The 26,730-nt window shown below is 37.8% G+C and carries 24 protein-coding genes and 1 riboswitch; of the genes, 19 read left to right on the top strand and 5 right to left on the bottom strand.

What is annotated here, in order from left to right; genetic code table 11:
- Positions 1 to 155: 155 nt before the first annotated feature.
- Together dapF and H3R21_RS05055 are read right to left on the bottom strand one after the other, a co-directional pair.
- Positions 156 to 1,142 carry a diaminopimelate epimerase gene (gene dapF / locus H3R21_RS05060; RefSeq protein WP_198183509.1) on the bottom strand — a complete coding sequence of 329 codons (987 nt, stop codon included), beginning with the start codon at positions 1,140 to 1,142 and terminating at the stop codon, positions 156 to 158.
- Positions 1,139 to 2,506, bottom strand: coding sequence for an aspartate kinase (locus tag H3R21_RS05055; RefSeq protein ID WP_198183507.1), 1,368 nt, complete (start codon positions 2,504 to 2,506; stop codon positions 1,139 to 1,141). Before H3R21_RS05055 ends, dapF begins: the two co-directional genes overlap by 4 nt.
- Positions 2,507 to 2,677: 171 nt before the next feature.
- Positions 2,678 to 2,855: riboswitch (Lysine riboswitch) on the top strand.
- A 95-nt stretch (positions 2,856 to 2,950) separates the two neighbouring features.
- Here H3R21_RS05055 and lysA point away from each other — a divergent pair.
- The 12 genes from lysA (at position 2,951) to H3R21_RS04995 (ending at position 15,797) form a co-directional block, all read left to right on the top strand.
- Complete coding sequence (gene lysA / locus H3R21_RS05050; protein ID WP_198183505.1) at positions 2,951 to 4,261, top strand: diaminopimelate decarboxylase; 1,311 nt, start codon at positions 2,951 to 2,953, stop codon at positions 4,259 to 4,261.
- 9 nt (positions 4,262 to 4,270) lie between these two features.
- Positions 4,271 to 4,981, top strand: coding sequence for a 2,3,4,5-tetrahydropyridine-2,6-dicarboxylate N-acetyltransferase (gene dapD, locus H3R21_RS05045; RefSeq protein WP_198183502.1), 711 nt, complete (start codon positions 4,271 to 4,273; stop codon positions 4,979 to 4,981).
- A gap of 4 nt (positions 4,982 to 4,985) precedes the next feature.
- On the top strand, positions 4,986 to 6,125 hold the full coding sequence (locus H3R21_RS05040) for an N-acetyldiaminopimelate deacetylase (RefSeq protein ID WP_198183500.1): 1,140 nt from the start codon (positions 4,986 to 4,988) through the stop codon (positions 6,123 to 6,125).
- Positions 6,126 to 6,150: 25 nt separating this feature from the next.
- Entirely contained in the window at positions 6,151 to 7,074 is a 924-nt protein-coding gene (gene dapA, locus H3R21_RS05035; protein WP_198183498.1) for a 4-hydroxy-tetrahydrodipicolinate synthase, read from the top strand.
- Positions 7,074 to 7,838, top strand: coding sequence for a 4-hydroxy-tetrahydrodipicolinate reductase (gene dapB, locus H3R21_RS05030; RefSeq protein WP_198183496.1), 765 nt, complete (start codon positions 7,074 to 7,076; stop codon positions 7,836 to 7,838). Before dapA ends, dapB begins: the two co-directional genes overlap by 1 nt.
- 10 nt (positions 7,839 to 7,848) lie before the next feature.
- Positions 7,849 to 9,039: an aminotransferase class I/II-fold pyridoxal phosphate-dependent enzyme gene (locus H3R21_RS05025; protein ID WP_198183494.1), complete on the top strand. Its 1,191-nt coding sequence runs from the start codon at positions 7,849 to 7,851 to the stop codon at positions 9,037 to 9,039.
- Positions 9,036 to 10,097: an aspartate-semialdehyde dehydrogenase gene (locus H3R21_RS05020; RefSeq protein WP_198183492.1), complete on the top strand. Its 1,062-nt coding sequence runs from the start codon at positions 9,036 to 9,038 to the stop codon at positions 10,095 to 10,097. Before H3R21_RS05025 ends, H3R21_RS05020 begins: the two co-directional genes overlap by 4 nt.
- Before the next feature lie 200 nt (positions 10,098 to 10,297).
- Positions 10,298 to 11,128 carry an ABC transporter permease gene (locus tag H3R21_RS05015; RefSeq protein ID WP_198183490.1) on the top strand — a complete coding sequence of 277 codons (831 nt, stop codon included), beginning with the start codon at positions 10,298 to 10,300 and terminating at the stop codon, positions 11,126 to 11,128.
- Positions 11,121 to 11,909, top strand: coding sequence for an ABC transporter permease (locus H3R21_RS05010; RefSeq protein WP_198183488.1), 789 nt, complete (start codon positions 11,121 to 11,123; stop codon positions 11,907 to 11,909). Before H3R21_RS05015 ends, H3R21_RS05010 begins: the two co-directional genes overlap by 8 nt.
- Before the next feature lie 11 nt (positions 11,910 to 11,920).
- Positions 11,921 to 12,961 carry an ABC transporter ATP-binding protein gene (locus tag H3R21_RS05005; RefSeq protein WP_198183486.1) on the top strand — a complete coding sequence of 347 codons (1,041 nt, stop codon included), beginning with the start codon at positions 11,921 to 11,923 and terminating at the stop codon, positions 12,959 to 12,961.
- Between the two features lie 25 nt (positions 12,962 to 12,986).
- Complete coding sequence (locus H3R21_RS05000) at positions 12,987 to 14,039, top strand: ABC transporter substrate-binding protein (RefSeq protein WP_187158248.1); 1,053 nt, start codon at positions 12,987 to 12,989, stop codon at positions 14,037 to 14,039.
- A 54-nt stretch (positions 14,040 to 14,093) separates the two neighbouring features.
- A complete protein-coding gene (locus H3R21_RS04995; RefSeq protein ID WP_198183484.1) occupies positions 14,094 to 15,797 on the top strand; it encodes an adenine deaminase C-terminal domain-containing protein in 1,704 nt (567 codons plus the stop codon).
- Positions 15,798 to 16,048: 251 nt separating this feature from the next.
- Here the strand turns inward: H3R21_RS04995 and H3R21_RS04990 are convergent, their stop codons facing one another.
- Positions 16,049 to 16,900 (bottom strand): hypothetical protein, encoded by an 852-nt coding sequence (locus H3R21_RS04990; RefSeq protein ID WP_198183482.1) that lies wholly within the window; start codon positions 16,898 to 16,900, stop codon positions 16,049 to 16,051.
- Between the two features lie 551 nt (positions 16,901 to 17,451).
- Positions 17,452 to 18,444 (bottom strand): GMP reductase, encoded by a 993-nt coding sequence (locus H3R21_RS04985; RefSeq protein ID WP_198183480.1) that lies wholly within the window; start codon positions 18,442 to 18,444, stop codon positions 17,452 to 17,454.
- Between the two features lie 194 nt (positions 18,445 to 18,638).
- On the opposite strand from H3R21_RS04985, the gene H3R21_RS04980 reads away from it, so the two are divergent.
- The 6 genes from H3R21_RS04980 (at position 18,639) to H3R21_RS04955 (ending at position 24,834) form a co-directional block, all read left to right on the top strand.
- Positions 18,639 to 19,928, top strand: coding sequence for an adenylosuccinate synthase (locus H3R21_RS04980; protein WP_109715946.1), 1,290 nt, complete (start codon positions 18,639 to 18,641; stop codon positions 19,926 to 19,928).
- 3 nt (positions 19,929 to 19,931) lie between these two features.
- Positions 19,932 to 21,227, top strand: coding sequence for an adenylosuccinate lyase (purB, locus tag H3R21_RS04975; RefSeq protein ID WP_198183478.1), 1,296 nt, complete (start codon positions 19,932 to 19,934; stop codon positions 21,225 to 21,227).
- Positions 21,228 to 21,356: 129 nt separating this feature from the next.
- Entirely contained in the window at positions 21,357 to 22,652 is a 1,296-nt protein-coding gene (locus H3R21_RS04970; RefSeq protein WP_198183476.1) for an SLAP domain-containing protein, read from the top strand.
- A 157-nt stretch (positions 22,653 to 22,809) separates the two neighbouring features.
- A complete protein-coding gene (locus H3R21_RS04965; RefSeq protein WP_198183473.1) occupies positions 22,810 to 23,268 on the top strand; it encodes a LytTR family DNA-binding domain-containing protein in 459 nt (152 codons plus the stop codon).
- A 2-nt stretch (positions 23,269 to 23,270) separates the two neighbouring features.
- Entirely contained in the window at positions 23,271 to 23,999 is a 729-nt protein-coding gene (locus tag H3R21_RS04960; protein WP_198183471.1) for a hypothetical protein, read from the top strand.
- Positions 23,992 to 24,834: a hypothetical protein gene (locus H3R21_RS04955; protein WP_198183469.1), complete on the top strand. Its 843-nt coding sequence runs from the start codon at positions 23,992 to 23,994 to the stop codon at positions 24,832 to 24,834. The genes H3R21_RS04960 and H3R21_RS04955 overlap by 8 nt, the downstream gene beginning before the upstream one ends.
- Positions 24,835 to 24,873: 39 nt before the next feature.
- On the opposite strand, the gene H3R21_RS04950 is transcribed toward H3R21_RS04955, so the two are convergent.
- Positions 24,874 to 25,605, bottom strand: coding sequence for a LysR family transcriptional regulator (locus H3R21_RS04950; protein ID WP_198183467.1), 732 nt, complete (start codon positions 25,603 to 25,605; stop codon positions 24,874 to 24,876).
- A 103-nt stretch (positions 25,606 to 25,708) separates the two neighbouring features.
- Between H3R21_RS04950 and gap the strand changes: the two genes are divergently transcribed.
- A complete protein-coding gene (gap, locus tag H3R21_RS04945; protein WP_198183465.1) occupies positions 25,709 to 26,728 on the top strand; it encodes a type I glyceraldehyde-3-phosphate dehydrogenase in 1,020 nt (339 codons plus the stop codon).
- Positions 26,729 to 26,730 lie beyond the last annotated feature (2 nt).

Raw genomic sequence — 26,730 nt, 5'->3', positions numbered from 1 at the left:
TACTTCATTGAAAGGAAAAAGAAAGACCAAAAAAGCACCTCAAACTGGCAAACAAGGCTTTTTGCTGAAGTGCTTTCAAACATAAATTTAGTTAGAACGTAATTTTTTATTAAAAAGTTTATATATCAACAGTAAATACAAAATAACTTGGAAGGTTAGTTAGCTTTTTTCGCAATAAAAGCTTGATAAGCTTCATCTTCTTTAGTTGGAGTAACTGAAAAATCAGAAAAACGAAGGAAAGGCTGATGTAATTCACCTTCGTCTACTTCAATTTCTGCCATTACAGTTGCATTACCAATTAATTCAACCCAATAGCTGTCATCTGTTTGATGAACCTTAGTTTGAACAAAGCCACCAGGATTAGTAACAGTAAGCAAGCGCTCAAAAGCGTGTTCTTGCGGTTGAGTTAGGGCAAATACGAGACTTGCCGCGGACATTCCAGTACCACAGGCATTAGTAAAACCGACGCCGCGCTCATAAGTACGGACAAAAAGATGCTCAGAGTCTATTACTTGTGCCAGACTAACATTAACACCGTCAGGAAAGTAGGGGTTAGGTCGGTTTAACGCTGCACCCAAAGTTTTTAGAAAATCACTGTGTAACACATCAGCTGAAACTAAGCTGATAAGGTGAGGATTAGGCACAGCGACCGCTGTAAAAGTCAAATCATCATCAAAGGCAGGAACATTTTGGTCGATTAATTCATCAGTACCTAAATTGTTAAATGGTAAGTCTTTTGCTTTAAAACTGATAGGACTAATTTCTACCCCGACTGCCTTAACATTTTCTGCCCAATCTGGCTGACATGTTACAGCAAGATCGGCTTGATCTGTTTCCACTTTAAAAGATGTTTTGTGGTATTTTTCCGCTAAATAACGACCAACAGTGCGCAAGCCATTACCACACATTGATGCAAACGAACCGTCTGCATTAATTACCTGCATCCTCCCTAGAACATCGGGATGGCTGGATTCGCTAATGACAAGTAAACCATCTGCTCCGTCCAAAAAGTTAGTTCGTCTATCCGTTAATTGACGTGCTAAGTTAACTAATTCGGGGTCGGTAAGTGGCTTTTCTAATTGAGTCTGGTCTAATAAGAAAAATTGATTTTGTGAACCATGCACTTTTTGCATTTGAATCATGATTTTGCTACTCCTTTAAAAAATTGTTGATAAATTTGGCTAACAGCATTTGCTGCGTCTTCTTTTTTGGTGCCTAACATAATAGAAATACGTGATGCACCCTGATTGATCATGTGAATGGCAATATGCTCTTTGGCTAAAGGGGTAGTGATGTTCTTCATTGCACCGATTTTATTCCGCATCCCTTCGCCAACTACCATAATGATAGCATAATCATCAATCCATTCTAATTGGTCGGGATGAATCACTTTTTGAATTTCACTGCACATTTGCGCGCGCAGTTCTTCAGTAAACTGCCGTTCGTCAAAGATAACCGTTAGATCATCTATACCTGAGGGCATGTGTTCGTATGAAATATTAAACTTGTAAAATATTTCTAGTAACTTAAGGGTAAAACCAGTTTCTTTATTAAGCAGATATTTATGTAAATATAAAGCGGAAAAATGATTCGAGCTGGCAACTCCTGTAATCGTACTTTTAGGATGAAAATCTTTTTCAGGTACAATCATCGTTCCTGGTAATTCAGGGTGATTAGTATTTTTAACATTGATGAAGACTTGGCCTTGAATTGCCGGAATCAGCGCTTCGTCATGGAAAACTGAAAAACCAGCATAAGATAGTTCCCGTAATTCCCTATAAGTCATAATTTTAATTGGATGAGGGTTAGCAACAATTCTAGGATCCGCGGCATAAATTGCATTTACGTCAGTAAAGTTTTCGTACAAGTCTGCTTTAATTCCTCTTGCCCAGATTGAACCGGTGATATCCGATCCACCACGTGAGAAAGTGGCAATTTTGCCCTGAGTTGTAACACCATAAAAACCGGGAACTACTAGTATTTCTGGCACTTCACGCCATCTAAGTAAATTTTGATAAGTTTCAGGTAAGACTTGAGCGTCGCTGGCAACACTGCTTACCAAAAAACCAGCGTCCTGTGGGTCTAGAAAGCGCGTTGGCAAACCTTGCTCTTGTAAAATTAATGCTAGTAACTGTGCACAGAGTTTTTCACCGTGTGCTTTGAAAGCTGCCATTAGGTATTCTGGCTCGTCATTAAAAGCTATTGGTAAGTCAACCAACTCTTGGTGCAAGAACGCAAATTTTTGGGGCTCAAGTGCAAAAAAAGCGGCAATTTCTTGATATCTCGTCCAAATTTGCTGAATAATTTCAGCGGTGTCTTGTTGTTTCAGTGTTTTTTGGGCATATTCAATTAACAGATCTGTAACTTTTACATCTTCCGCAAATCTTTTTCCTGGTGCGGAAGTGACAATTACTTTTCTGGTTGGGTCAGCATTAATAATATTTAGCACTTTTTGAAATTGTTCACCGCTTGCAAGTGAACTACCACCAAATTTAACAACTTTCATTTTTGCAACACCTACTTGATTAAAAAAATTAAATTCGATAGTAACGCATTTTAACATTTTAATTTTTATCTGCAACTAAAACATAACTGCAATCATGTTTTCAAAAATAAAGTTAATTAATTATGAAAAAGCCGTTGACAAGTAATATTAATAATAATAATATTTTTATAAATCAAACGAAGAGGTCGCAACTAACAAAAGTACCTAGTGGAGTTTCTGCAAAAACGGTGAAGCTAGCGAAAGGGGCGGTTGCCGAAGCGTTAATTATTGCGGTAGTTAATCGGCTGGGACGTAATCTAATAAATTACGGACTGTCGCAAATTTAAATTTGCGGAGCGCTATCGCCAAAACTGAATCAGATCAAGGTTTAATCTGAAAGACTCTTTTGTACGCTATGCGCGTATTAAAGGGTCTTTTTCTTTACCAAAAAACGGGGGTTATTAGATGTCAACGAATGATTATTACCAGACGAATGATCAAGGTCACTTAATGATTGGAGGTGTAGATGCACTTAAGCTAGCAGAAAACTTTGGCACGCCATTGGTGGTTTATGATGTTGCCCAAATTAGAAAACAGTTCAATGCACTTAAACAAGCTTTTGTTGCTGGACAGGTTGATTATGCCATCAGCTATGCTAGTAAAGCTTTTACCTCGATTGCAATCTATCAAGTAATCAGCGAATTGGGTGGCCACATTGATGTTGTTTCAGGTGGAGAACTGTATACAGCATTGAAAGCCGGCTTTCCAACGGAAAAAATCAGTTTTCACGGTAATAATAAAACAAAAGATGAACTCTTAATGGCCGTTGAAAATAATGTTGGGGTAATCATTTTAGATAACTTTCATGAAATTGAACTCCTGAAGCAAGTACTGCATGAAACAAACAAAAAAGTGCAAGTAATGCTCCGCATCACTCCTGGTGTGAGTGCACATACGCACGAATATGATCAAACCGGTCAAGAAGACAGTAAATTTGGGTTTGATGTTCGTTCGGGTCAAGCAGAAAAAGCCTTTTTACAAGTTAAAGCGGAAGAGCAAATGGAGTTGATTGGACTTCACGCTCACATTGGTTCACAAATCCTTGAAACTGAAGGTTTTAATCTTGAAGTGGAAAAATTGATGCAGCTAGTTCACGAATGGAAGCAAAAGTATGATTATCAGCCACAGGTTCTAAATTTAGGCGGCGGTTTTGGCATAAGATATACCGCTAAAGATCGTGTGATTGGGCTAGGTACATTTGTTGAACAAATCATTGCCAGTGTTCGTACACTAGCTGAGCAGTATCAGTTAAACATACCAGCCATCTGGGTAGAACCCGGACGCTCAATTGTTGGTGAAGCAGGCTATAGCCTTTATACCGTTGGCTCCAGAAAGGATGTGCCAGGTTTAACTCCTTATGTGACTGTTGATGGCGGCATGGGTGATAACATTCGACCTGCGCTTTATCAAGCAGAATATGAAGCACTGGTTGCCAAGCGACCAGCAACCGAACCAGTTGAAAAGATCCATTTAGCAGGACGCTATTGTGAATCTGGTGACATTTTGATTGATCAGGCATGTTTACCAAAAACTAAGCCAGGGGATGTAATTGCTGTTCTTGCAACTGGGGCATATGGCTACAGCATGGCTTCTAACTATAACCGTGTTCCAAGACCAGCAGTTGTTTTTGCAGAAAATGGACGAGCACAAGAAGTTGTTACACGTGAAACCTATGACGATTTAATTAAGAATGACCGGTTTTATCAAGAAAAGTGAGAATATCAAATGAAAAATATGTCAGCGACAGAAATTATTGATTTTATTGCCAATGCGCCTAAGAAAACCCCAGTTAAGATTTATGTTAAGGGAGACTTGGAGGACTTGAAATGGCCTGTAGAAGTAAGAACATTTATCGAGGGTAATTGTGGTGTTGTTTTTGGTGACTGGGATGATCTAGTACCATTTTTACGAACTAATGCAGCAAAAATCAATGACTATCAAGTTGAAAACTGCAGCCGTAACTCTGCAGTGCCACTCTTAGATCTGAAAAATATTCAAGCAAGAATTGAACCTGGTGCCTTGATTCGTGAACAAGTAAGTGTCGGTAAAAGCGCGGTCATTATGATGGGAGCGGTAATTAATATCGGTGCTGAAATTGGTGATGGGGCAATGATTGATATGAACGCTGTTTTGGGCGGGCGTGCAATTATTGGGGCTAACAGCCATATTGGTGCTGGTGCCGTTGTAGCGGGTGTAGTTGAGCCTGCTTCCGCCGAACCGGTCAGAATTGGACAAAATGTTTTAGTTGGTGCTAACGCAGTGATTTTAGAAGGCGTTCAAGTTGGTGATAATGCTGTGATTGCCGCAGGTGCGGTCGTGACAAAAGATGTTCCGGCTAACACTGTTGTTGCAGGTGTTCCAGCCAAAGTTGTTAAAAAAAGAGACGAACAAACTACTGACAAAACTAAGATTGAGCAAGATTTAAGAAAGCTGTGAGTTAATGTTAACTACTAGTCAACTGATTCAAATTCGTCGTGACTTACATCAAATTCCCGAAGTGGCATTGCAAGAGCACAACACCAAGCAGTATTTATTAAAGGTTATTCAACAATTTGATCAGCAATTTTTACAGATTAAAACTGTTCCTGAATTACCAACTGCCTTACTGGTAAGAGTGCAAGGAAAGCGACCTAAAAAAACGATTGGTTACCGAGCTGATATTGATGGACTACCAGTAAAAGAAAAAACTGGGTTAGCATTTTCTTCAAAAAATGAGGGAAAAATGCATGCGTGTGGTCACGATATTCATATGACAGTGGCATTAGGAATTTTGAATTACTTTAGTGAGCATCAACCACAAGATAATTTGCTTTTCTTCTTCCAACCTGCTGAAGAAAGCAAAAACGGTGGCAAACTAGCATATGAACAGGGCGTTTTTACTGGTGAACGGCGTCCTGATGAATTTTTTGCATTACATGTTACGCCTGACTTACCAGCAGGAACAATTGGGTGCCGCAACGGAACACTATTTGCTGGCGCTGCAGAAATTAATATTGATCTGTATGGTCAAGATGGTCACGCTGCATATCCACAGCGTGCAAATGATATGGTTGTAGCAGCAGCTGCATTAATTAGTCAGATTCAGACAATTGTGGCGCGCAGCATCGATCCAATTGAAAGCGGCGTGATAACAATTGGCAAGGTTCGCGCGGGCACAATTAGAAATGCAATTGCTGGTCATGCGCACCTAGAAGGTACGCTTCGAGGTTTGACGCAAACGATGATTGAACAAATTGAGAAGCGTTTGCGTGAAGTAACAGCTGGTATCGATCAAAGTTTTGCAGCTAGAGCAGAAATTGAAATTAATCAGGGTGGCTATTGGCCGGTCGAAAATGATCCTAAGATTACCGCTGAATTTATTGACTACATGAAAAATAACCCAGCAGTTAAGTATCAAGAAACTGAGCCGGCAATGACAGGTGAAGACTTTGGTTATTTACTTGCCAAAATTCCTGGAACAATGTGCTGGCTTGGCGTGGAAGACGACTCTCAACTTCATTCCGCTACTTTCAGTCCACAAGAAAGTGCAATTGAGGCAGGGATTAAAGCAATAGTCGGCTTTTTCGAAGAGCACATGTAAATGACTAATAATGAAAGGAAAAACTATGACAGATTTTACTAACGCTGATTTATTAACTGCGTTGATCACACCATTTAATGAACAAGGCGAAGTTGATTATCCCGGTTTAAAAGAATTAACAGAACTTTTGCTTGCCACAGGAAGTCGCGGTTTTGTAATTGGTGGTACGACTGGTGAAACGGCTACGATGAACCATGATGAAAAAATCGAGCTTTATACCCGCTTTGCAGAAATAGTTGCAGGTCGAGTACCAGTGATTGCAGGTACAGGTAGCAATAACACTGCTCAAACGGTGGATTTCACAAAGGAAGTTAGTCAAATTCCAGGCATTGATATGGCTTTGGTTGTTACGCCATACTACAACAAGCCCAATCAACGTGGAATTAAAGCGCATTTTGAAGCTGTTGCCAAAAAATCAAAGGTTCCACTAATGATTTATAACATTCCAGGTCGTACAGGTGTAAAAATCACTAAGGAAACTGTTGTTGAATTGGCTGCTAATCCTAATATTGCCGGCGTGAAGCAATGTACAGAAATAGAAGACTTGGAATATATCGTTGAGCATGCACCAAGTGACTTTTTAGTTTATACCGGTGAGGACGCACAGGCACTCAGCGCTAAAGCTTTAGGGGCAAGAGGTGTAATTTCTGTTGCTTCACATATTTATGGCAAAGCAATGCGCCAAATGTATGATGAACTGGAAGCTGGCAACGTTGAAAAAGCTGGTGCACTTCAGCGAAAACTGACACCAAAAATGGCTGCATTATTTATGTACCCGTCACCATCTCCAGTTAAGGCAGTTTTAAATGCACAAAACTTACCAGCAGGGGGATGCCGCTTGCCAATGATTACTTTAAATGAAGAAGAGAAAAAGCAATTGGCACTACAGTTGGGCTTAAGTGAAACGGCATTACTGCATGAATTACCAGTAGAACTAGGAGTAGATTAATGAAACGAGTTTTTATTGCTGGCGCGACTGGATCAATGGGAAAGCAAGTTGTGCAGCTAGTTGAAAAACAAGCAGATTGTGAACTGGTTGGTGTATTAGCACCTCATGCTAAGAAAGATGGGGATTTTGCTAATACTGTCCAGTGCTTTGACCAACTTGATGAGATTGACATTAGTGCAGACATTTGGATTGACTTTACAACTCCTCAGGCTGTTTTTGAAAACGTTAAGTTTGCTTTAAACCACCAAATGAGACCAATTGTCGGTACAAGTGGGCTGACAACTGAGCAAACAGAAGAACTGCAAAAAATTGCAGAAGACCAACAGTTAGGCGGGGTTATTGCGCCGAACTTCGGGCTGTCTGCTGTCTTACTAATGAAATTTGCCCAAGAGGCTGCACGTTACTTTCCAGATGCAGAAATTATCGAAATGCACCATGCCGATAAGCTTGATGCACCTTCAGGAACGGCGATTAACACCGCAAAGATGATTGCCGAAGGTCGAAGTAAATCAGGTTCAATAGATACTAACAATGATGCAAGAGCTCGCGGAGATCTTTATGATGGTGTTCCCATCCATGCTGTCCGCTTGCCAGGTTATGTTGCCCACGAACAGGTTCTTTTTGGCGGACCTGGTGAGGCCTTGACCATTAGACAAGATTCATTTGATCGATCATCTTTTATGCAAGGTGTAAAAGTTGCACTCGATCAAGTGATGAGCTTAGCCAAACTGGTTGTTGGTTTGGAAAAAATTCTATCAATATAAGGAGGAAAAAATGCCACATTTAGCTTCAGATTTAACCCCAACTACAAGTGTTCCGCTGACTCAAATTCCAGCTTCAGGTATCCGTGCATTTGCGCAAAAGGTTGATGATATACCAGATTTAATTAAGTTGACACTAGGAGAGCCAGATTTAAATACGCCAGAGCACGTCAAAAAAGCGGCAGCTCAGAGCATTTTAGACAATGACTCTCATTATTCAGCACAAAAAGGAACTTTGAGACTTCGCCAAGCGATTAGTGACTTTCTTAAGCGGAAGCAAAATATTTCATATGATCCGGAAAATGAGATCGTTGTGACGGTAGGGGCGACTGAAGCAATTGCTGCAGCAATGTTGTCGTTAATTCAGCCAGGAGACCAAATTATTGTTCCTACGCCTTCATATGCCTTGTATTTCCCACTGCTTCAATACGTAAAAGCAGATTTAGTTACAATTAATACAGCGGATACGGACTTTGTCCTGACGCCTGAGGCCTTAGAACAGACTTTACAAAGTCATCCGCAGGCAAAGGCAATTATTCTCAATTATCCGACTAATCCAACTGGTCGTGAATGTTCAGAAGAAGTGCTAAAGCAGTTAGCACAAATCATTGAAAAACATCACTTATACGTAATTTCTGATGAAATATACGGCGAATTGACTTATGACTTTGAACACATCTCAATTGCGCGCTATATTCCTGAACGGACCCTAGTAATCAATGGTTTGTCAAAGTCACACGCAATGACTGGCTACCGAATTGGATATATTGTAGGGCCAACAGAATATATTAGCTTGATTGCCAAAATGCATGCCTTTTTGGTTACTGCACCATCTAATCCAGCTCAGGCAGCTGCCTGTGAAGCGTTAGAAAACGGTGATGAAGACCCAATTGAATCACATCAAATTTATCATAAAAGGCGTGACTATATCGTTGATGCACTTAACGAGATGGGATTAAAGACGATGGTTAGTGAAGGGGCATTTTACGTTTTTGCCAAAATTCCTGAAGAATATGGAACAGATGATGAAGTCTTTGCATTAGATTTAGCGCATGAGGCGAAAGTTGGTGGTACACCAGGAAGTGCTTTTGGTGATGGTGGACAGGGCTATATTCGCTTTTCATATGCTGCTAGTGATGAGGACTTGCATGAGGCAATGGCACGAATAAAACAATTTTTGGCAGAAAAGGATGATCATCAATGAGAGAATATGTTGTTGCAATACTGGGTGCAACCGGTGCAGTTGGTCAGCGGCTGATTAGTGAGCTTGAACAATCCAGTATACCGGTTAAAAAACTAAAACTATTAGCGTCAAAACGTTCAGCAGGTAAAAAGTTAAAATTCAAAAATCAAGAAATTACAGTTGAAGAAGCCCAACCGGATTCATTTAATGGTGTAGATCTTGTTTTATCGTCTGCTGGTGGCGCAGTTTCAAAAAAGCTGCTACCAGAGGCAGTTAAACGTGGTGCAGTTTGCGTTGATAACACGAGTGCTTATAGAATGGAAGATGGCGTGCCACTAGTTGTTCCTAGAGTTAATGACAAGGAACTAGTTAATCATCGTGGCATTATTGCCAATCCGAACTGTTCAACCATTCAGATGGTTGCAGCTCTTTATCCAATTTATCAGCGGTGGGGAATTAAGCAGATTATTGTTTCAACCTATCAAGCAGTTTCAGGTGCTGGAAAAGCGGCGTGGGATGAAATGTTGAACCAAGCTCAGGCAAGGCTGAATCACCAAGACTTGAAAGCTGAAATTTTGCCGACTGCAGCGGATAAGCGCCATTATCCAATGGCATTTAATTTGCTGCCACAGATTGATGTGTTTGAAGACGATGGTTACACGCATGAAGAATGGAAAATGATTCATGAAACTAAAAAGATTTTGCTTAATGATCAAAATGCTGGTGAAATCAAAGTAACCGCAACTTGTGTGAGAGTTCCAATTGAAATTGGTCACGGTGAAACAGTTTATTTTGTTGTAAACGATTCGTCGGCAACTACTGCTGAAATACAAGAAGAGATTGCTAAAACATCCGGTTTAGTTTTGCAAGATGATCCTAGCAAACAAGTTTACCCGCAGCCGCTTTTAGCAGCTGGTAAACGGGAAACTTTTGTTGGACGTATTCGCCAAGATCAAGAAAATGATGGTGCCTTTCAGATGTGGGTTGTTGCGGACAACCTATTGCGTGGTGCAGCTAGCAACACAGTCGAAATTGCAGAGTGTCTTGTACGCGATGATCTAGTACATCAAGCAAATTAAATATTTATCAAAAAGCCACAGAAAAACCTGTGGCTTTTTATTGTTCGTTTTTTATGGTTATACATATATATTTTTATTTTATATAAAAACTTGCCGAAATAAAAGACAAACTTTTAAAAGCTATATAAATAAATATATTCGTATTTCGCCTTGACAGAATGCTGAAAAATAGATAATCTAGAATCAATCGGAGGTAATATATGAATCGGAAAACCGCAGTTTGGTTACTAATACCTGCATTCTTTGGCGTCTTGGTTTTTACCTTTTTTCCATTAATTGAAATCGCAATTCCAACGTTTCAGAGTAAAGCAGGTTTTTTTGCGCTTTATACACAGTTTCTAAAAAGCTCTTATAACTGGACAGTAATTGGAAGAACATTTTTGATAGCAGTTTTAACAGTGATTATTGTTTTGATTCTTGGATTACCTATCTCGTTATGGATTGGAAGACAAAAAAAGACCGTTAGACAGGTGCTGAACTTACTAATTCTCTTTCCAATGTTAACTAACGCTGTTGTTAGAAACTTTGCTTGGATTATTATCTTGGGTCGTGATGGCATAATTAACAAATTATTGCTCTCACTCCACTTAATAAAAGCACCGCTAAACATTCTATATACCGATACGTCGATTATTATTGGCTCGGTTTACCTATTTTTGCCAATCATGATTAATACTTTGATTGGTAGTGTTGCAGAATTAAACGTCGAAATTGAAGAGGCTGCTGCTGTTTTGGGCTCTAGCCCATGGCACACTTTATTCAAGGTTATTATTCCTCAACTTGCTACAAGCATTTTAACTGGATGTATTCTGGTTTTTGCTGGAACAATGACGGCATATACTACTCCACAAATTCTTGGTGGTAATCGTCATTTGGTGATGGCCACATTAATTTATCAGCAGGCCATGACACTAGGAAATTGGCAAAATGCCAGTGTAATTGCCTTGATCTTAATCGTTATCTCAGCTCTTTCGATGTGGCTCATGAAGCGGTTAAGCTATCGCCTAGACCGGAGGATGACTAATGCTTAATCGTAAAAATAAAACGTTAACCATTATTTCACTTATTATTCTGGCGTTGATTATGTTGCCACTGATTCTAGTGGTTATAACTTCATTTAATAATCAAAGCTCGATTTCCTTACCAATCACAGGTTTTACCCTTTCGTGGTATAGCAATATTTTTCAGCAACCTGATTTTATTACTGGCTTTGAGTCAAGCCTATTGGTGGCACTAATCGCCAGCTTTTTAGCCTTAATTATTGGCATTCCTGCTGTTTATGCTTTAACACGTTATAATCTGCAACATGCGGCTTGGTTCCAATCATTTTTTCTAAGTCCGACTTTAATTCCTGAAATTGTAATTGGCTTTGCACTATATCAAACGGCTGTTATTACCTTTAAACTGCCAGTTTTTATCAGCTTAATTATTGGTCACTTTCTCCTGTGCTTACCGTATGTCATTCGGTTAATCACAGCCAGTATGTTGATGATGGACAGTCATATTGAGGAAGCAAGTTGGGTCTGCGGCTGTTCACCTAAAAAAGCATTCTTTTTGATTGTTTTACCTAATATTAAGTCTAGTATCATTGCGGCCTTTATGATGTGCTTCATCAATTCGTTCAATAATATTCCAATTTCATTATTCATGAATGGGCCATCGCTTACAATGCTGCCACCAGCAATTCTAAACTATTTGCAAAACAATTATGATCCAACTGTTTCTGCAATTTCAGTTGTTTTAATGGTCTTTACAGCGCTAATGATGTTTTTAGTTGAAAAAGTAATTGGCATTAGCAATATTACTAAATAGGGGTTTCGAGTGTGGCAAATTTAGAAGTAAAAAATTTAGCAAAATCATATGATGGTAAAACTAAAGTTTTGCAGGATATATCTTTTACAATAGAAAATGGTGAATTGGTTTCAATTCTAGGGCCTTCGGGTTGTGGGAAAACTACCACTTTAAGAATAATTGCAGGCCTAATTCAAGAAACTGCAGGGCAAATTTTAGTTAATGGTAAAGATATTACCAAAACACCTGTGTATAAACGCAATTTTGGGATGGTGTTCCAAAGTTATGCCTTATTTCCACTTTTGAGTGTTTTCGATAATGTGGCGTTTGGCTTAAAAATGCATAAACTACCAAAGCAGGAAATCAACGAAAAAGTGAGTGGAATACTTGAAATGACGGGTTTAAGCGACCTAGCAAGTCAATTTCCAGCACAACTTTCTGGAGGACAGCAACAACGAGTTTCCTTGGCAAGGGCGCTAGTTACTAATCCAGAGATGCTATTGATGGATGAGCCATTAAGTAACCTTGATGCTAAATTACGTTTAAAAATGCGCGAAGAGATTCGTAAATTACAGCAAGAAATGAAGATGACAGTTCTTTTTGTCACACATGATCAACAAGAATGTTTTGCAATTTCTGACAAAGTTTTAATTATGAATCAAGGACGGATCGAACAATTTGACCGTCCCGAAAATATTTTTCATCATCCACGTACTGAGTATGTGGCTCGGTTTATTGGTTATGACAACTTTATTCCAGTTAATGCAGACAACCGTGAGGATAGTTATCATATTGCAGTCAAGGGCACGAGATTAACAACTGAAGAAAATAATGAGAATGCAAAAGTTCTTACCATTCGCCCCGAAAACATTCAATTGAACGCAGATAGTACTGAAAACACTTTGACTGGTACGATTACTGGTCGTGAATATTTGGGACAAAGTTTTAAATACACTATTCATTCAGAATTGGGTGACTTCCAAGTTGAGGAAGCAAGACAGAAGATGCGAAGTTCAGGTGATGAGGTCAAACTTACACTCCCAGCTAAACATCTTCATCCATTGTCAGAGTAAATATTCAGGAAGGTTTTTTATTATTATGAAATTCAAAAAAGCTTGCTTGGCAGCTGCCAGCTTTATCGTTGCCGGAACTGCTATTGCAACCACGGCTTGTTCATCTAGTACAAATAGTGGTAAATTGGTTGTATCAACCTTTGGTTTATCAACAAAGCAAATGCGCTCAGATGTCCTTGATCCTTACGCTAAGAAAAATAATGTGAAAGTTTCTACGCAATTTGGTGATAGTTCAACTCGTTTAACGCAGATAGAACACAACCCTAATTCAACAGTTGATGTGATTGAGTTAGCACAAAATAATGCGATTACAGGTTCTAAAAAGAAACTGTTTAAAAAGTTAGATTTTTCAAAAATTAAGAACTTTAAGTATTTATCGAGCGATCAACAAAAGCTAGCTAAACAGACTAATACTGTGCCATACACTGTTAATAGTTTAGGGATCATTTACAATCCAAAGAAAGTTCAAATCAAAGATTGGAATGACTTATGGTCAAAGAAATTAAAGGGTAAGATTGCCGTACCAGATTTTGCAACAACTTTTGGTCCTGCAATGCTCTATGTTGCAGGTGACCATGCTAATGTTGATGTGACTAAGGATGATGGTAAGGCAGCGTTTCAGGCAATGAAACAGTTGAAGCCAAATGTTGTAAAAACTTATGCACAAAGTTCAGATTTGAGTAATATGTTTAAGACAGGGGAAATCACTGTTGCAGTTGTTGGTGACTACGCCGTTGGAATGTTGAAAGCGACAAATCCAAGTTTGAAGTACATGGTGCCAGCTTCAGGTACTTATGCAAACTATAACAATATTGCGATTTTAAAGAATAGCAAAAATGCAGACGCTGCTTACAAGTACATTGATTTCAGACTAAGTAAAGAAAACCAGAAAAAAGTTGCTGGTGCTAAGTCACTTAACAATGCACCTGTTAACTCACAAGTTGAATTGTCACCTGCAGAGGCGGCAAATAAGACTTATGGTGACATTGCTAAAAGAGCAAAGACAATTGATTTCTTCTATGTGAATAGTCACATGTCTTCGTGGATAAGTCAGTGGAACAAGATAATGAATCAGTAATAAGGAAAAATAAAAGAGTTGGCTAAAACCAGCTCTTTATTTATGGGAGGTAAAATGACACAAGTTGATCTGTTGATTAAAAACGGCCATATTTTTAATGTGTTTCTGCGTAAATTTGTTGACACACAGGTAACGGTCAAAGATGGTAAGTTCTATTGGATTAATACAGATTTGCCAGGAATTGAAGCAAAGAAAACACTTGATTTAAAAGGTAAGTACTTAATTCCGGGATTTGTTGATGCCCACATGCACATTGACTCTTCAATGACTACGCCAGCAATTATGGGTCAAACGATTTTAAAATACGGCACAACGACCATTGTGGCGGATGACCATGAAATAACCAATGTTGCTGGTATTAAGGGGCTCAAGAACTTTATTGATGAACCAGCACCAATTGATATTTTCTTTGGTATTCCTTCGTCTGTTCCTTCGACTAATCCAGATATGGAAACAACTGGTGGCCAGATAGGTGTCAAAGAGGTTCAGGAACTACTTAAAGATCCCCGGTTTATTTGCTTGGGTGAGGTGATGAACTTTAAAGGAATGACATCACCACGTGAAACATTAATCAAAGATATTATCAAAACTTGCCGTCAAGAAAAGCCTACATTACCATTAGAAGGACATGTTCCAGCATATGCTGGTGAAGATTTGGCTAAAGTTTTGTATGCAGGTATCACTACTGATCACACTCAACAAACGGCAGATTTAGTTAATGAAAAAATTCGTAACGGGATGTTTGTTGAAGTACAGCTGAAGTCAATGCATCAAGAAGTAATTGACACAATTATTGAGCATAAGTATTTTGAGCACGTGGCCCTAGTGACAGATGACTCAATGCCAGACACTTTACTGCACAGTCATTTGAACCATTTGGTTAAAAAAGCAATCGAAATGGGGATGACACCAGAAGAAGCAATTTATATTTCAACATACACACCAGCTCGTCATATGGGATTATGGGATCGCGGTGCAATTGCCCCTGGTAGAGTAGCCGACTTTGTTATTTTGGATAATCCAAAGACTTTGTCAATTGAAGCAGTTTACAAAAACGGGATAAATGCTGAAGATATTGAAACAAAAACTGATTACCAGTTTTTACCAGCGTTACGTCATTCAATCAATGCTCCTAAATTAACGAGTGAAGACTTTGTGCTCAAAACAGACTTGGTAAGTAATGGCGACGTATTGGCTAATGTCATTCAAATTAACCCAGTTGGTACTTTCACAAATCATATTCAAGTTAAACTAGAAGTAGAAAATAACATTGTTCAATGGCAAAAAGCAGGCCTAGCTATGATTCTTGTACAAGACCGTTATAACGGTGAAAAAGATCACTATAGTGTTGGCCTAGTTGATCGCGGCATTCTCAAGGACGGAGCAGTAGGCACCACCTGGGCACATGATCATCATAACTTGATGGTAATGGGAACAAATACAAAGGCAATGCTTAAAATTCAACATCAATTAATTGAGCAGCAGGGTGGTTATATTGCTGCTAAAGGTGAAGAAATAGTTGCTAATGCGGAGTTACCAATTGGTGGAGTTGCTAGTGACCAACCAATGCAAGTGCTCGGTAGTGAAATTGGTAAAATCCGCAAGACAATGCAAGAACTAGGATATAAAAATACTAACGAGATTATGTCCCTCTCAACGCTGTCTCTGCTTGTTTCACCAAGCTTCAAAATTTCAGATAAGGGTTTATTTGATGTCAAAAGTCAGCAAAAGTGCCCTTTATTTGAAGAAGTTAAATAAGTGTAGTTACTTAGAATTATAATTTGAGTGATTAAATTTTACAAAAATTAAAGTGCTCCATGATAGTTAGACAAATAAGCTAGCTATTATGGAGCTCTTTTCAGATTTCATTAAATTATGCGTTTTAATAAAACTTAAACCTCTTCTTTAATTGCATGTTCTATTGATATTAGAAATGTTGTAAATAACACGTAAATGTTTCTTAGGGCCTAAAAAAGAAGAGCTGTTACTTGGTGTAACAGCTCTTTTATTTATATTTTACTGGCCCTTATTGGCTCAGGTTCTAAACACGTCCTACAATATTGGTACATATCTAGCATTGGATAAAAACTTGTTGCACAGCAGGTTAAAATCCCAAGAATAATAGTATAATAACTGCCTAGCTTCTTTGTTTCTGCTATGGTTATTAGTTGAACTACTATCGCTCCATATGCAAGAGACGATTTAATAACTGATTTAATTAGTAGTGTCCAAAATTCGTAATTTAATGATAAATGGTTAGTCTTAAGAATCCAGCCACAATTGCTGAAATAGCAAAACCAAATTACTAAATTAAATATAAAACATAAAAGTAAATAAATCGCAGCAGATTTAGGTTGCTTTTCAACTATGCACAACTTCATACTGGTATAAAACAAAAACCCTGCTGCCAATTCATAAACTACTAATGAAATGGTCAGTCTCACAGGTTTTCTTTCTAAGTGATCAGATTCTCCCCAGTAGGTAACTATCTGGGAAATGGTCACTCCCAAAAGGACGGCCCCCAGCGTCAATAAAATACTACTAATTGTCTCTTGCTTCAATTTGGTCATGTCAAAGTACTTAACTGATACTGCTAATATCCCTAATATATAGGTCCCTAAAAGTTGAACTAATGTTGGTCCATACTTATTATTAAGCTTTTTACCAAGAACCCAAATTATCGGAAACCACATAATGCTAAGTATTATTACTGCTTGTTTATGACCTGGCCAACTTCTATAAAATAATGTGACAGCCGTTAAAACCACAATTAGTATAGAATATATCACTCTTACACTTGTTTTACTTACAATTCTATTTATTCCTGTAATTCTACTACTTTTGCCTTTGTATTCTCTCATTCTTCCACCTATCCAAAATCAATTGTATCTAATATATTTTCCCTGTTATCTGGTTTAAGCCCAGATAACGAAACGTTCGTTTTTTTGAAAAATGATTCAATAGGTCTGAAGCTAGTGCAATATTATAGTTAGACTGCTGATATAACATATAGACTCCTGTCTTCTCATGGTATGTGTTCCGAGATAATTGGACAACCTTATGCATAATTATATAAAATCTTCCGCTCATCAATGTGCTTGTTAGGATGTGTCATTGATAGAAATAACACTTGCTAGGATGTTGAAACAATCTTTTCCATTTTTCAGTAAACTACCTGCTAAAAATGTTTTTCTACTTTTTCTGCTATTGCTCTGTTATTTGGTGATCTTTCGGTACCTTCCTAACTTGTGCAATAAATTTCCTCTTTTCTAAGATGTCTTTTTATTGGAAAAATGTGCACAAAAAAATCCCAGTACTGACTACCTAACAATACTGAGATAAATACCATTTTAACGGAAATACTTATTTAATGCCACTGCAAATTAATAATAACAATAAAAAATTATTATAATTATTTGTCACCACTCATAATAGTGTTTTTAACAATAACGTAATCAACTAATTTAATAGAACTGAGGTCTTTTCCACCTGCGTAGGAGATAGAAGACTGTAAATCTTCTTCCATTTCTGTCAACGTATCAGCAATTGAACCACGGTATGGCACTAGCATTTGCTTACCTTCAACGTTACGATAAGCGCCCTTTTGGACTTCTGAAGCAGATCCCCAGTATTGCTTATATGTTTTGCCATTGATTTTGATGACATTACCAGGAGATTCTTCATGACCAGCAAGCATTGAGCCAATCATTACCATTGTTGCACCAAATCGAACAGATTTAGCAATATCGCCGTTATAACGAATACCACCGTCAGCAATTACAGGTTTACTTGCAACTTTACTACACATTCTTAAAGCGGCTAATTGCCAGCCACCTGTACCAAAGCCAGTCTTTAGTTTGGTAATGCAGGCACGGCCAGGGCCAACACCGACTTTAGTGGCATCTGCTCCTGCATTCTCTAATTCGCGAACTGCTTCTGGGGTAGCAATGTTTCCAGCAGTTAAAAAAGTGTCAGGCAATTTTTCTTTGATGTACTTAATCATGTCGATGACATAAACCGAATGACCATGTGCAACGTCAATCGTGATGTATTCTGGAACAATGTTTTCTTTGGCTAGTTGATCGATAAAGTCGTATTCACCCTGTTTAATTCCTACTGAAATTGATGCAAATAGCCCTTTTTCGTGCATCATTTTAATGAAGTCAAGGCGCTTTTCAGGCTGAAAGCGATGCATTACATAGTAATAACCATTTTTGGCCAACCAGACAGCAAGTTCATCATTAATAACACTTTCCATGTTAGCTGGCACAACTGGAATTTTAAATGTTCGGTTTCCAAATTTAACACTTGTGTTTGCATCGTGTCTACTTTTGATGATTCCCTTATTGGGAACAAGCTGAATGTCATCATAGTCAAAAGCTTCCACACTAAAATAATTACTCATGAGTAAATTAGCTCCTATATAAATCTTGGTTTTGAACCAAATTACTATAATCAAAAAGCCTTTTTTTGTCAATATAAAAATCGAACTATTTAAAATAACCTTGTGGTTATAATTCGCATTTAAATTTGACTACATAGCTATAAATTGCTAGACTATTCACGTGATATTTGTAGATTTTGATGAGGTGAATGAAAATGACAGCAGTTGCAGTTGTTGGAAGCCAATGGGGCGATGAAGGAAAGGGTAAAATTACCGATTTTCTTAGTAAGGAAGCTGCTTATGCAGTTCGCTCGAATGGTGGTAATAACGCTGGACACACAATTGAAATTGATGACCAAACTTTTAAGATGCGCTTGATTCCTTCCGGAATTTTTGCATCAGCTAAGGGTGCGGTTATTGGAAATGGTGTAGTAATTAATCCAGAAGTATTACTAGGTGAAGTAAAAAGCCTAGAAGAAAGTGGAATTGACACCAGTAAACTAAAGATTTCTAACCGTGCGCATATTATTATGCCGTACCATATTTTGCAGGATGAATACCAAGAAGAAGCCAAGGGTGCCAATAAGATTGGCACTACTAAAAACGGAATTGGTCCAGCATATATGGATAAGGCATCTAGAGTTGGCATCAGAGTGTGTGACTTGCTTGAAAAAGACACCTTTGAAGAAAAACTACGGGCTAATTTAAAAGAGAAAAATGAACTCTTTACCAAAGTCTATGGTAAAGATGCACTTAAATTTGACGACATTTTTGACCAATACTATGAATATGGTCAAAAAATGAAGAAATACGTTACCGATACCTCTGTTTTGGTTAACGATGCACTTGATAACAACGAAAAAGTTTTGTTTGAAGGTGCACAAGGAATTATGCTTGATATTGATGAAGGAACATATCCATTTGTTACTTCATCAAACTCAATTTCAGGTGGAATTGCCAGTGGAATGGGTGTCGGCGCTAATCGCTTAAACACAGTAATCGGTGTCTGCAAGGCTTACACAACTCGTGTAGGTGCTGGACCATTCCCAACTGAACTTAATGATGAAACTGGGGATTTAATTCGTGAAACTGCACATGAATATGGAACAGTTACAGGACGTCCACGTCGTGTAGGTTGGTTCGATTCAGTTGCTTTGCGTCACGCTAAACGTGTTTCTGGAATTAATGGACTTAGCCTTAACTTGCTAGATATTTTTAGTGGTTTTGATACAGTAAAAATTGCTACAGCATATGAACTTGATGGCCAAGAGATCGATTATTACCCAGCAAGCTTAAAGGAATTAGAGCGTTGCAAGCCAGTTTATGAAGAACTTCCTGCTTGGCAAGAAGATATAACTGGTGCAAAATCTTGGGATGATTTACCAGAAAATGCTCAAAAGTTTTTAAACCGCATTTCTGAATTAGTTGATATTCCACTAGTAACAGTTTCGGTTGGTCCTGAACGTGAACAAACGATTGTTTTACGAAATCCATGGGAAATATAATCTATGTTAGAACGTTATACACGCCCAGAGATGGGGAAAATTTGGTCAGATGAAAACAAGTATGCTGCTTGGTTAAAAGTTGAAATTGCGGCTACTAACGCTTGGTGTGAAGCAGGAGAAGTTCCAAAAGAAGATGCGGAAAAGATAGCTAAGAATGCTAGCTTTACTGCTGAAAGAGTAGCAGAGTTGGAGCAGGTGACGCATCATGACGTTGTTGCTTTTACAAGAACGGTATCTGAAAGCCTTGGGCCTGAGAAAAAGTGGGTTCATTTCGGTTTGACCTCAACTGATGTTGTTGATACTGCACAAGGATATATTTTAAAGCAGGCAGATGAGATCATTCGTCAAGATCTGCATGAATTGAAAAAGACGATTGCTGAAAAGGCGCGTAAATATAAAAATACTGTAGAAATGGGCCGGACACATGGTGTCCAAGCCGAGCCAACAACTTTCGGCTTGAAACTTGCACGTTGGTATGCGGAAATTAATCGTGATATTGAACGTTTCGAGCATGCAGCCAAAGGCGTTGAATCTGGTAAAATTTCGGGCGCAGTTGGTACTTTTGCTAATGTTCCGCCAGAGATTGAAACGAGTGTTTTAAAGCAATTAGGATTAACGCAACAACCAATCACGAGTCAAGTTTTACCACGTGATTTGCACGCTGAGTATATTGCTACTTTAGCATTGATTGCTACTAGTATTGAGAATTGGGCAACTGAAATTCGTGGACTGCAACGCTCAGAGATTCATGAAGTTGAAGAACATTTCCGCGCTGGACAAAAAGGTTCATCTGCGATGCCGCATAAGCGTAATCCAATTGGTTCAGAGAACCTTTGTGGAATGGCACGAGTACTGCGTGGACAAATCGTAACGGCATACGAAGATGTAACGCTATGGCATGAGCGGGATATTTCTCATTCAAGTGCTGAACGTATTATTTTACCTGACAGCACTATTGCAATTGATTATATGTTAGATCGTTTTAACCGAATTTTGGCTAACCTTGATGTCTTTCCAGAAACAATGCTCAAAAACATGGATAAGACATACGGCCTAATCTATTCGCAACGCTTACTGCTGAAACTAATTGATGAAGCAGGTCTTTCACGTGAAGATGCTTATGATATGGTTCAAAAGCTAACAACTAAGTCATGGAATGAAGGAATTTCATTTAGAAAACTAGTTGAAGAAAGTAAAATAATGGATTATTTGTCAGAAGCTGATGTAGCGGATGCATTTGATTATCATTATCATTTACGTCATGTTGATGAGATCTTCAAAAAAGTTGGATTAGAATAACTAAAAAAGCAGTTCATTGTAAGATGAACTGCTTTTTGTATGAAATATTGCATAAATAAATACAGTAGAAACAAGTTTCAAAGTGTATAATTTAAAAAGAAAACCAACTATATTTTTTGAGGTTTAATTATGAAAGTCATTAAAAAAGTTATTTTAGTAGCTGTTATGAGCTCCTTGACTTTAGCTACATTAATTTCATTACCCAGTTTTACTAACAATATCGTAGCAGCAACTGTTTCAAATAATCAGTTAAAATTAGCTCACGGTGCATATGTTTACAACAAATACGGACAACGCCTAACCACATATCGCGGTAGCAGTGCAAAAACATGTTTAGCCAAAGGCACTACAATTTCCTTTGTAGGTTCAGTTGCACCAATCGAACGTGATAGCAAACGTTTTTTCCTGATGGACAGCGATAACTATAATCAGTCTTGGCTTCCTTACAAGGAAATAAAAGGGAGTTGTTATTATAATATTGGTGCTGGTGGTTATATTAAAGCTGTTAATGTTAGCCAAATTGCTGGAAAATCTCTGTACACCTCAGAAGCAACTGTTAAAATCAAATATTATAAGGATAGGAAACCCTACTCTATAGGTACTGGTAAAGATAAGACTATTATTAAAAATAATAAAGTTTTTAAGGTGAACCGCATTACGGCAATATCTGATGATCCTGAAAATATCACGAGTTATCGAATTAGTGGAACAACAGATGCTTTCCTTAGCGTGCGTGCTGCAAAAGAAAAAGTACGACAAAAATTAAAAATTTATACCGCATTCACCCATGTGAAGTTTTTGCAACCAGCTAAAACTTACAATATCCATGGTACTTTAAGAAATATTTCTCGAGATCATTCTACATTTTTAAAAGATGATATATATCCCGTTGAAAACCTCATTTACTTGTGGGTTCCTAGTGAAAATAAAGCCGAACTTTTCTATCTTTTGAAGTACTCTTGGGAACCGTTTAACGCTCAATCTTTTGCAAACTATCTCAGTCCAAGCTACGGTGACGGACTTGTTTATGTTAAAGCTAGCGACACTATGTATTTCACAGGTCCATACTTGAAGCCCCGTAATACACCGGAACAGGCGAAAGCTATGTCAAAGACTGCTACATCAATAGACAAGCAAAAATTACAGAAACTAATTGATCAAGAAAAGATCACTAATGAATATGCAAACAAAAGTCCTTATAGACTTTGCGTTTACCATTACAAATATATACTGCGTCTCGCAAAGGACACTATCAATTCAGCTGTAGCATCATCTACTGAGATTAACGAGGTATCTGACTTATTATCTGCTGCACAAACTGCCGTCATTAATTCAACTGACGAAACAGATGACAGGGATAGTATGTTACGTCGTACATTGCCTTATATTCATAAATTACCTTATTACATTAAAAACCGAAATTAATTTGGGTGAAAGCAGTTCATTATTTATGAACTGCTTTTTGTTTGCCTATAATTGTCCACTTAGTTCGAGATAATTGCCACTTGGACAAAAAGGCTAGATTTAAAATAAAAATAATAGTTTAATTAAATCATTAAGTAATGAAGGGTAGGTGAGAATTGTGAAAATAAAAATAGAACTAAATCCTGATTTAGATGATGAAGATACATGTGTAACTATTAATGCTAAAGCTGTTACTCCAGAAGTTGAACAGATATATCAGCAATTACAGGGGATTAATAGTCATCCTGATCAAATTGAGGGCAAAAAAGAGAATATTTCTTATTATCTGAGCTTGAACGAGATTTTATTTTTTGAAACTGAAGATAAACAGGTAATTGCACACACGTGCAGGGATGCATTTATTGTTGATTATAAACTGTATGAACTGGAGAAGTTATTAAGTAATCAGTTTATGCGTGTTTCAAAATCAACCATCTTAAATTTAAATCAAATTTATTCATTAACACGTTCAATTTCGAACTGCAAAATTAATTTTCGCGATTCTTATAAAACTGTCTATGTTTCGCGGCACTACTATCGTAATCTAAATGATCGACTCAATGAAAGAAGGTCTTAATAATGAGAAAGCATAAAATTAGAGAACTATTTTGGGGGTTGGCATTCGTTGCTGCAGCTGTTTTCTTAGTTCTTAACCAATTACATTTATTAACATTTCATTTGGGAATAGGCACAATTATCTGGACAATAGTCTTTGGTGTTTGCTTAATTGAAAGTGCCGTAAATAAGAGCTTGTTTGGGGCAATTTTCTCAATTGCTTTTCTATTAATTGTTTATGCAAAGCCACTACATATCGTGAAGCTCGTTCCATGGACAATTTTAATCGCAGCACTGTTACTTTACATTGGTTTCACAATGATCTTCAAAAAAAGCTTCTGGCCTAAATTTTATTTTGGCTATAAAAAAGATGATTCTGATCAAGGCGATTTTATTGAATCTAGCACCAGTACGATTGAGGGCGAGGACATAGTAATTAATCAGCATTTATCATCCGTTTCGCGTTATGTTCATTCACAAAACTTACGTAGAGTTACGGTTAACTCATCTTTAGGCGAAGCCGAGATATACCTTGATCAAGCTAAACCTGCAGGCGCATTTATCACTATGGATATTAATGCCTCGTTAGGAGAAGTAGAGATTTACATTCCTAAATCATGGGAAATTGATAGCAGGAGACTAGATGTGACTTTGGGCGAATTAGAGATTAACGGGGAGTCAACTGGTGGAGGACCTACTTTAGTTCTAACTGGTCAGAGCAGGTTAGGAGAGTTAGAAATTTACTATGTATGATGAATTATTAGCTGACGTTATTGAGGATAGGGAAATCAAAACTGCAACAAAGCAATATCCTCAAAACGTGAGAACTTATTGCCTGGGAAATAAGATAGTGGGTATAAGTACTTACTGGAAAAATGGATTTCATCCTTATTCTTTAAGTTTTGCGGCTTATCTCAGCCCTAACTTTTCCGCAGCAGAGTTAGAACGAGTTTATCTTCAAATTGTTGCAGACCTAACTAAGAAGGCGCAGCAGGAGAACTGCCAGGCTTTGATTACTTATGACTACGCGCCACAGTTACTTTTCAATTTTTTAGCGCAAGATGATGGCTTCAACTTGATTCGGAAAACGGTTGAACCCAAAATGTCATTGCAAAGTGCTATGGAGGGCTTAACACCAATAAAGAAGAGTAACTTAAAAGCTATTACTTTACGCCAATTACAACTTGATTCTGAGATGCGTGAAAAAATAGCACAAATTTCTTTTAGGGATTATCAGAGAAATCACTTAGTCAATCCAGTAGCTGAAATACCTCTAGTTGAATGGGATAACATGGTTTTTGCAGAGCAGTTAGAAGATGCACCATTAGCATTGATTTCTATGAATCAAATTGAGGCGTATTGCTTTTCTTTTGAAGATAATCCAAAAGAACTAACATTAGGTTGGATGGGAGCAGGTGACTTGAGTAGATTAATGGAGTTGCAACAAATATTGTTACTGTGGGCAAACAAGAACTTTCAAGTTTTAGCTGGAGAGTTTGACTCAATCGATCAGCTTTCAATGAAAATATATCAGCAATATGCATTTGAACTTTGTCCAGTTTATGAAACATATTTAAAACGGTTATAGAAAAAGACGCCTTTACTTTAGTAATGAGCGCCTTTTTTATTAAAAATGATAGCGATATGAATAATAAGGAATTTCCCAAGTTTGCTTATTTGCCGGTACTAAATCATCACTAATTAAGTATTTTGGCAGAAGTGCTGTCGCTTTGCCTTGCTTCACTAGTTGTAAGATCATCTCGAGTGAATCAATTTCGATGATTTCGCCTTTATTTGATGCCAGCTGTAAAGTTAAATCTCGAAACGGGCAATTGAAATCAGCGTTGATTGCGACAGGTATTTTTTTGTTTTCAGTGCCTTTTCCAGTTAAAAAGCATGATTGTAAACTGCTTTTTTCTGTTAATAGGTAATTGGAGGAACTGATTGGAACGAAAGTCATTACAATATCATATGTCTTTTTAGTCAGTAGTTCCTGAATCGCATCAGTATTTTTAATAATCACTTCGTAGCGATTAATTAAGAACTTGGACTTTTTAGTAATCAGATAGCCAAAAAGGAGTTCAGCAATCAAAATTTGTGGTTTGCTGGTTGTTAAGCTTGCCTTTAAGTCCTGATAATTTTGCAAGGTTACAGTTGCAAATTTGTACATTTTTTCTCCGCTGCTAGTCGGTCTGACACCTAAATTAGAACGAACAAAAAGCGGAGCATTAACTTCTTTTTCAAGGACCTTAAGTCGTGCAGTAATATTTGACTGGGTATAGCCCAGCTTTAATGCAGCTTTGTTGATTGATTTTAACTCATAAATTGTTTTAAAAATATATAAATCGTTAAAGTTCATGTTACACCCTATTATTAAAAGTGATAACCCTATTACAATCTAGGATTATGCAGAGCGATTTTTGTCTAATATACTAATCATGTAATCAAAGGGGGAACATAATATGACTACAAAAATTGGTATTAATGGTTTTGGCCGTATTGGCCGATTAGCTTTACGTCGGATATATGACATTGATAGTAAAGATTTGGAAATCGTTGCAATTAACGATTTAACCTCACCAGCTATGTTAGCACACTTGCTAAAATATGATACAGCACATGGCAATTTTAAGCACGATGTTTCTGCAACAGATGATAGTATTGTGATTGATGGAAAGAGTATTCCAGTATACGCTGAAAAAGATGCGGCTAAAATACCTTGGGTTAAAAATAACGGAATAAAAATTGTACTTGAATGTACAGGTTTTTATACTTCTACTGAAAAGGCTCAAGCTCATCTAGATGCAGGAGTGAAGAAAGTTTTGATTTCTGCTCCAGCAGGCAACATGAAGACAATTGTCTATAATGTTAATGATGACCAGATAAAGCCAGATGATCGAATTCTTTCAGCAGGTTCATGTACAACTAACTGTTTAGCACCACTCGCTAAAGCTATGAACGATGAATTTGGCATCAAAGAAGGAATCATGACCACGCTTCATGCTTACACCGCTACACAAATGTTACAAGATGGTCCAGATCGCGGAGGCAATGTACGTAATGCTCGTGCTGCGGCTGCTAATATTATTCCACACTCAACTGGAGCTGCTAAGGCAATCGGCTTAGTTATTCCTGAACTAGAGGGCAGACTAACAGGTATTGCTGAACGTGTTCCGGTAATTACTGGTTCATTAACTGAGCTAGTAGCAGTTGTTGAAGAAAAAGTAACTGCTGAAGAATTCAACAGAAGAGTAAAAAAGCATACTGAGAACAGTGTAACTTTTGGCTGCAATGAAGACCAGATTGTCTCCTCTGACATTATTGGAACAGAGTTTGGTTCTGTCTTTGACCCAACCTTGACCCAAGTTGTTTCAGGTAAAGACGGTGATCAAATAGTTAAAGGTTACGCTTGGTATGATAACGAATCAGGCTTTGTAGCACAAATGATTCGTACCTTGGAAAAAGTCGCAAAAACAAACTAATA

Source organism: Lactobacillus sp. W8172, assembly GCF_016102055.1.
GTDB lineage: Bacteria > Bacillota > Bacilli > Lactobacillales > Lactobacillaceae > Lactobacillus > Lactobacillus apis_A.
This window is presented reverse-complemented; position numbering and strand designations above follow the sequence as displayed.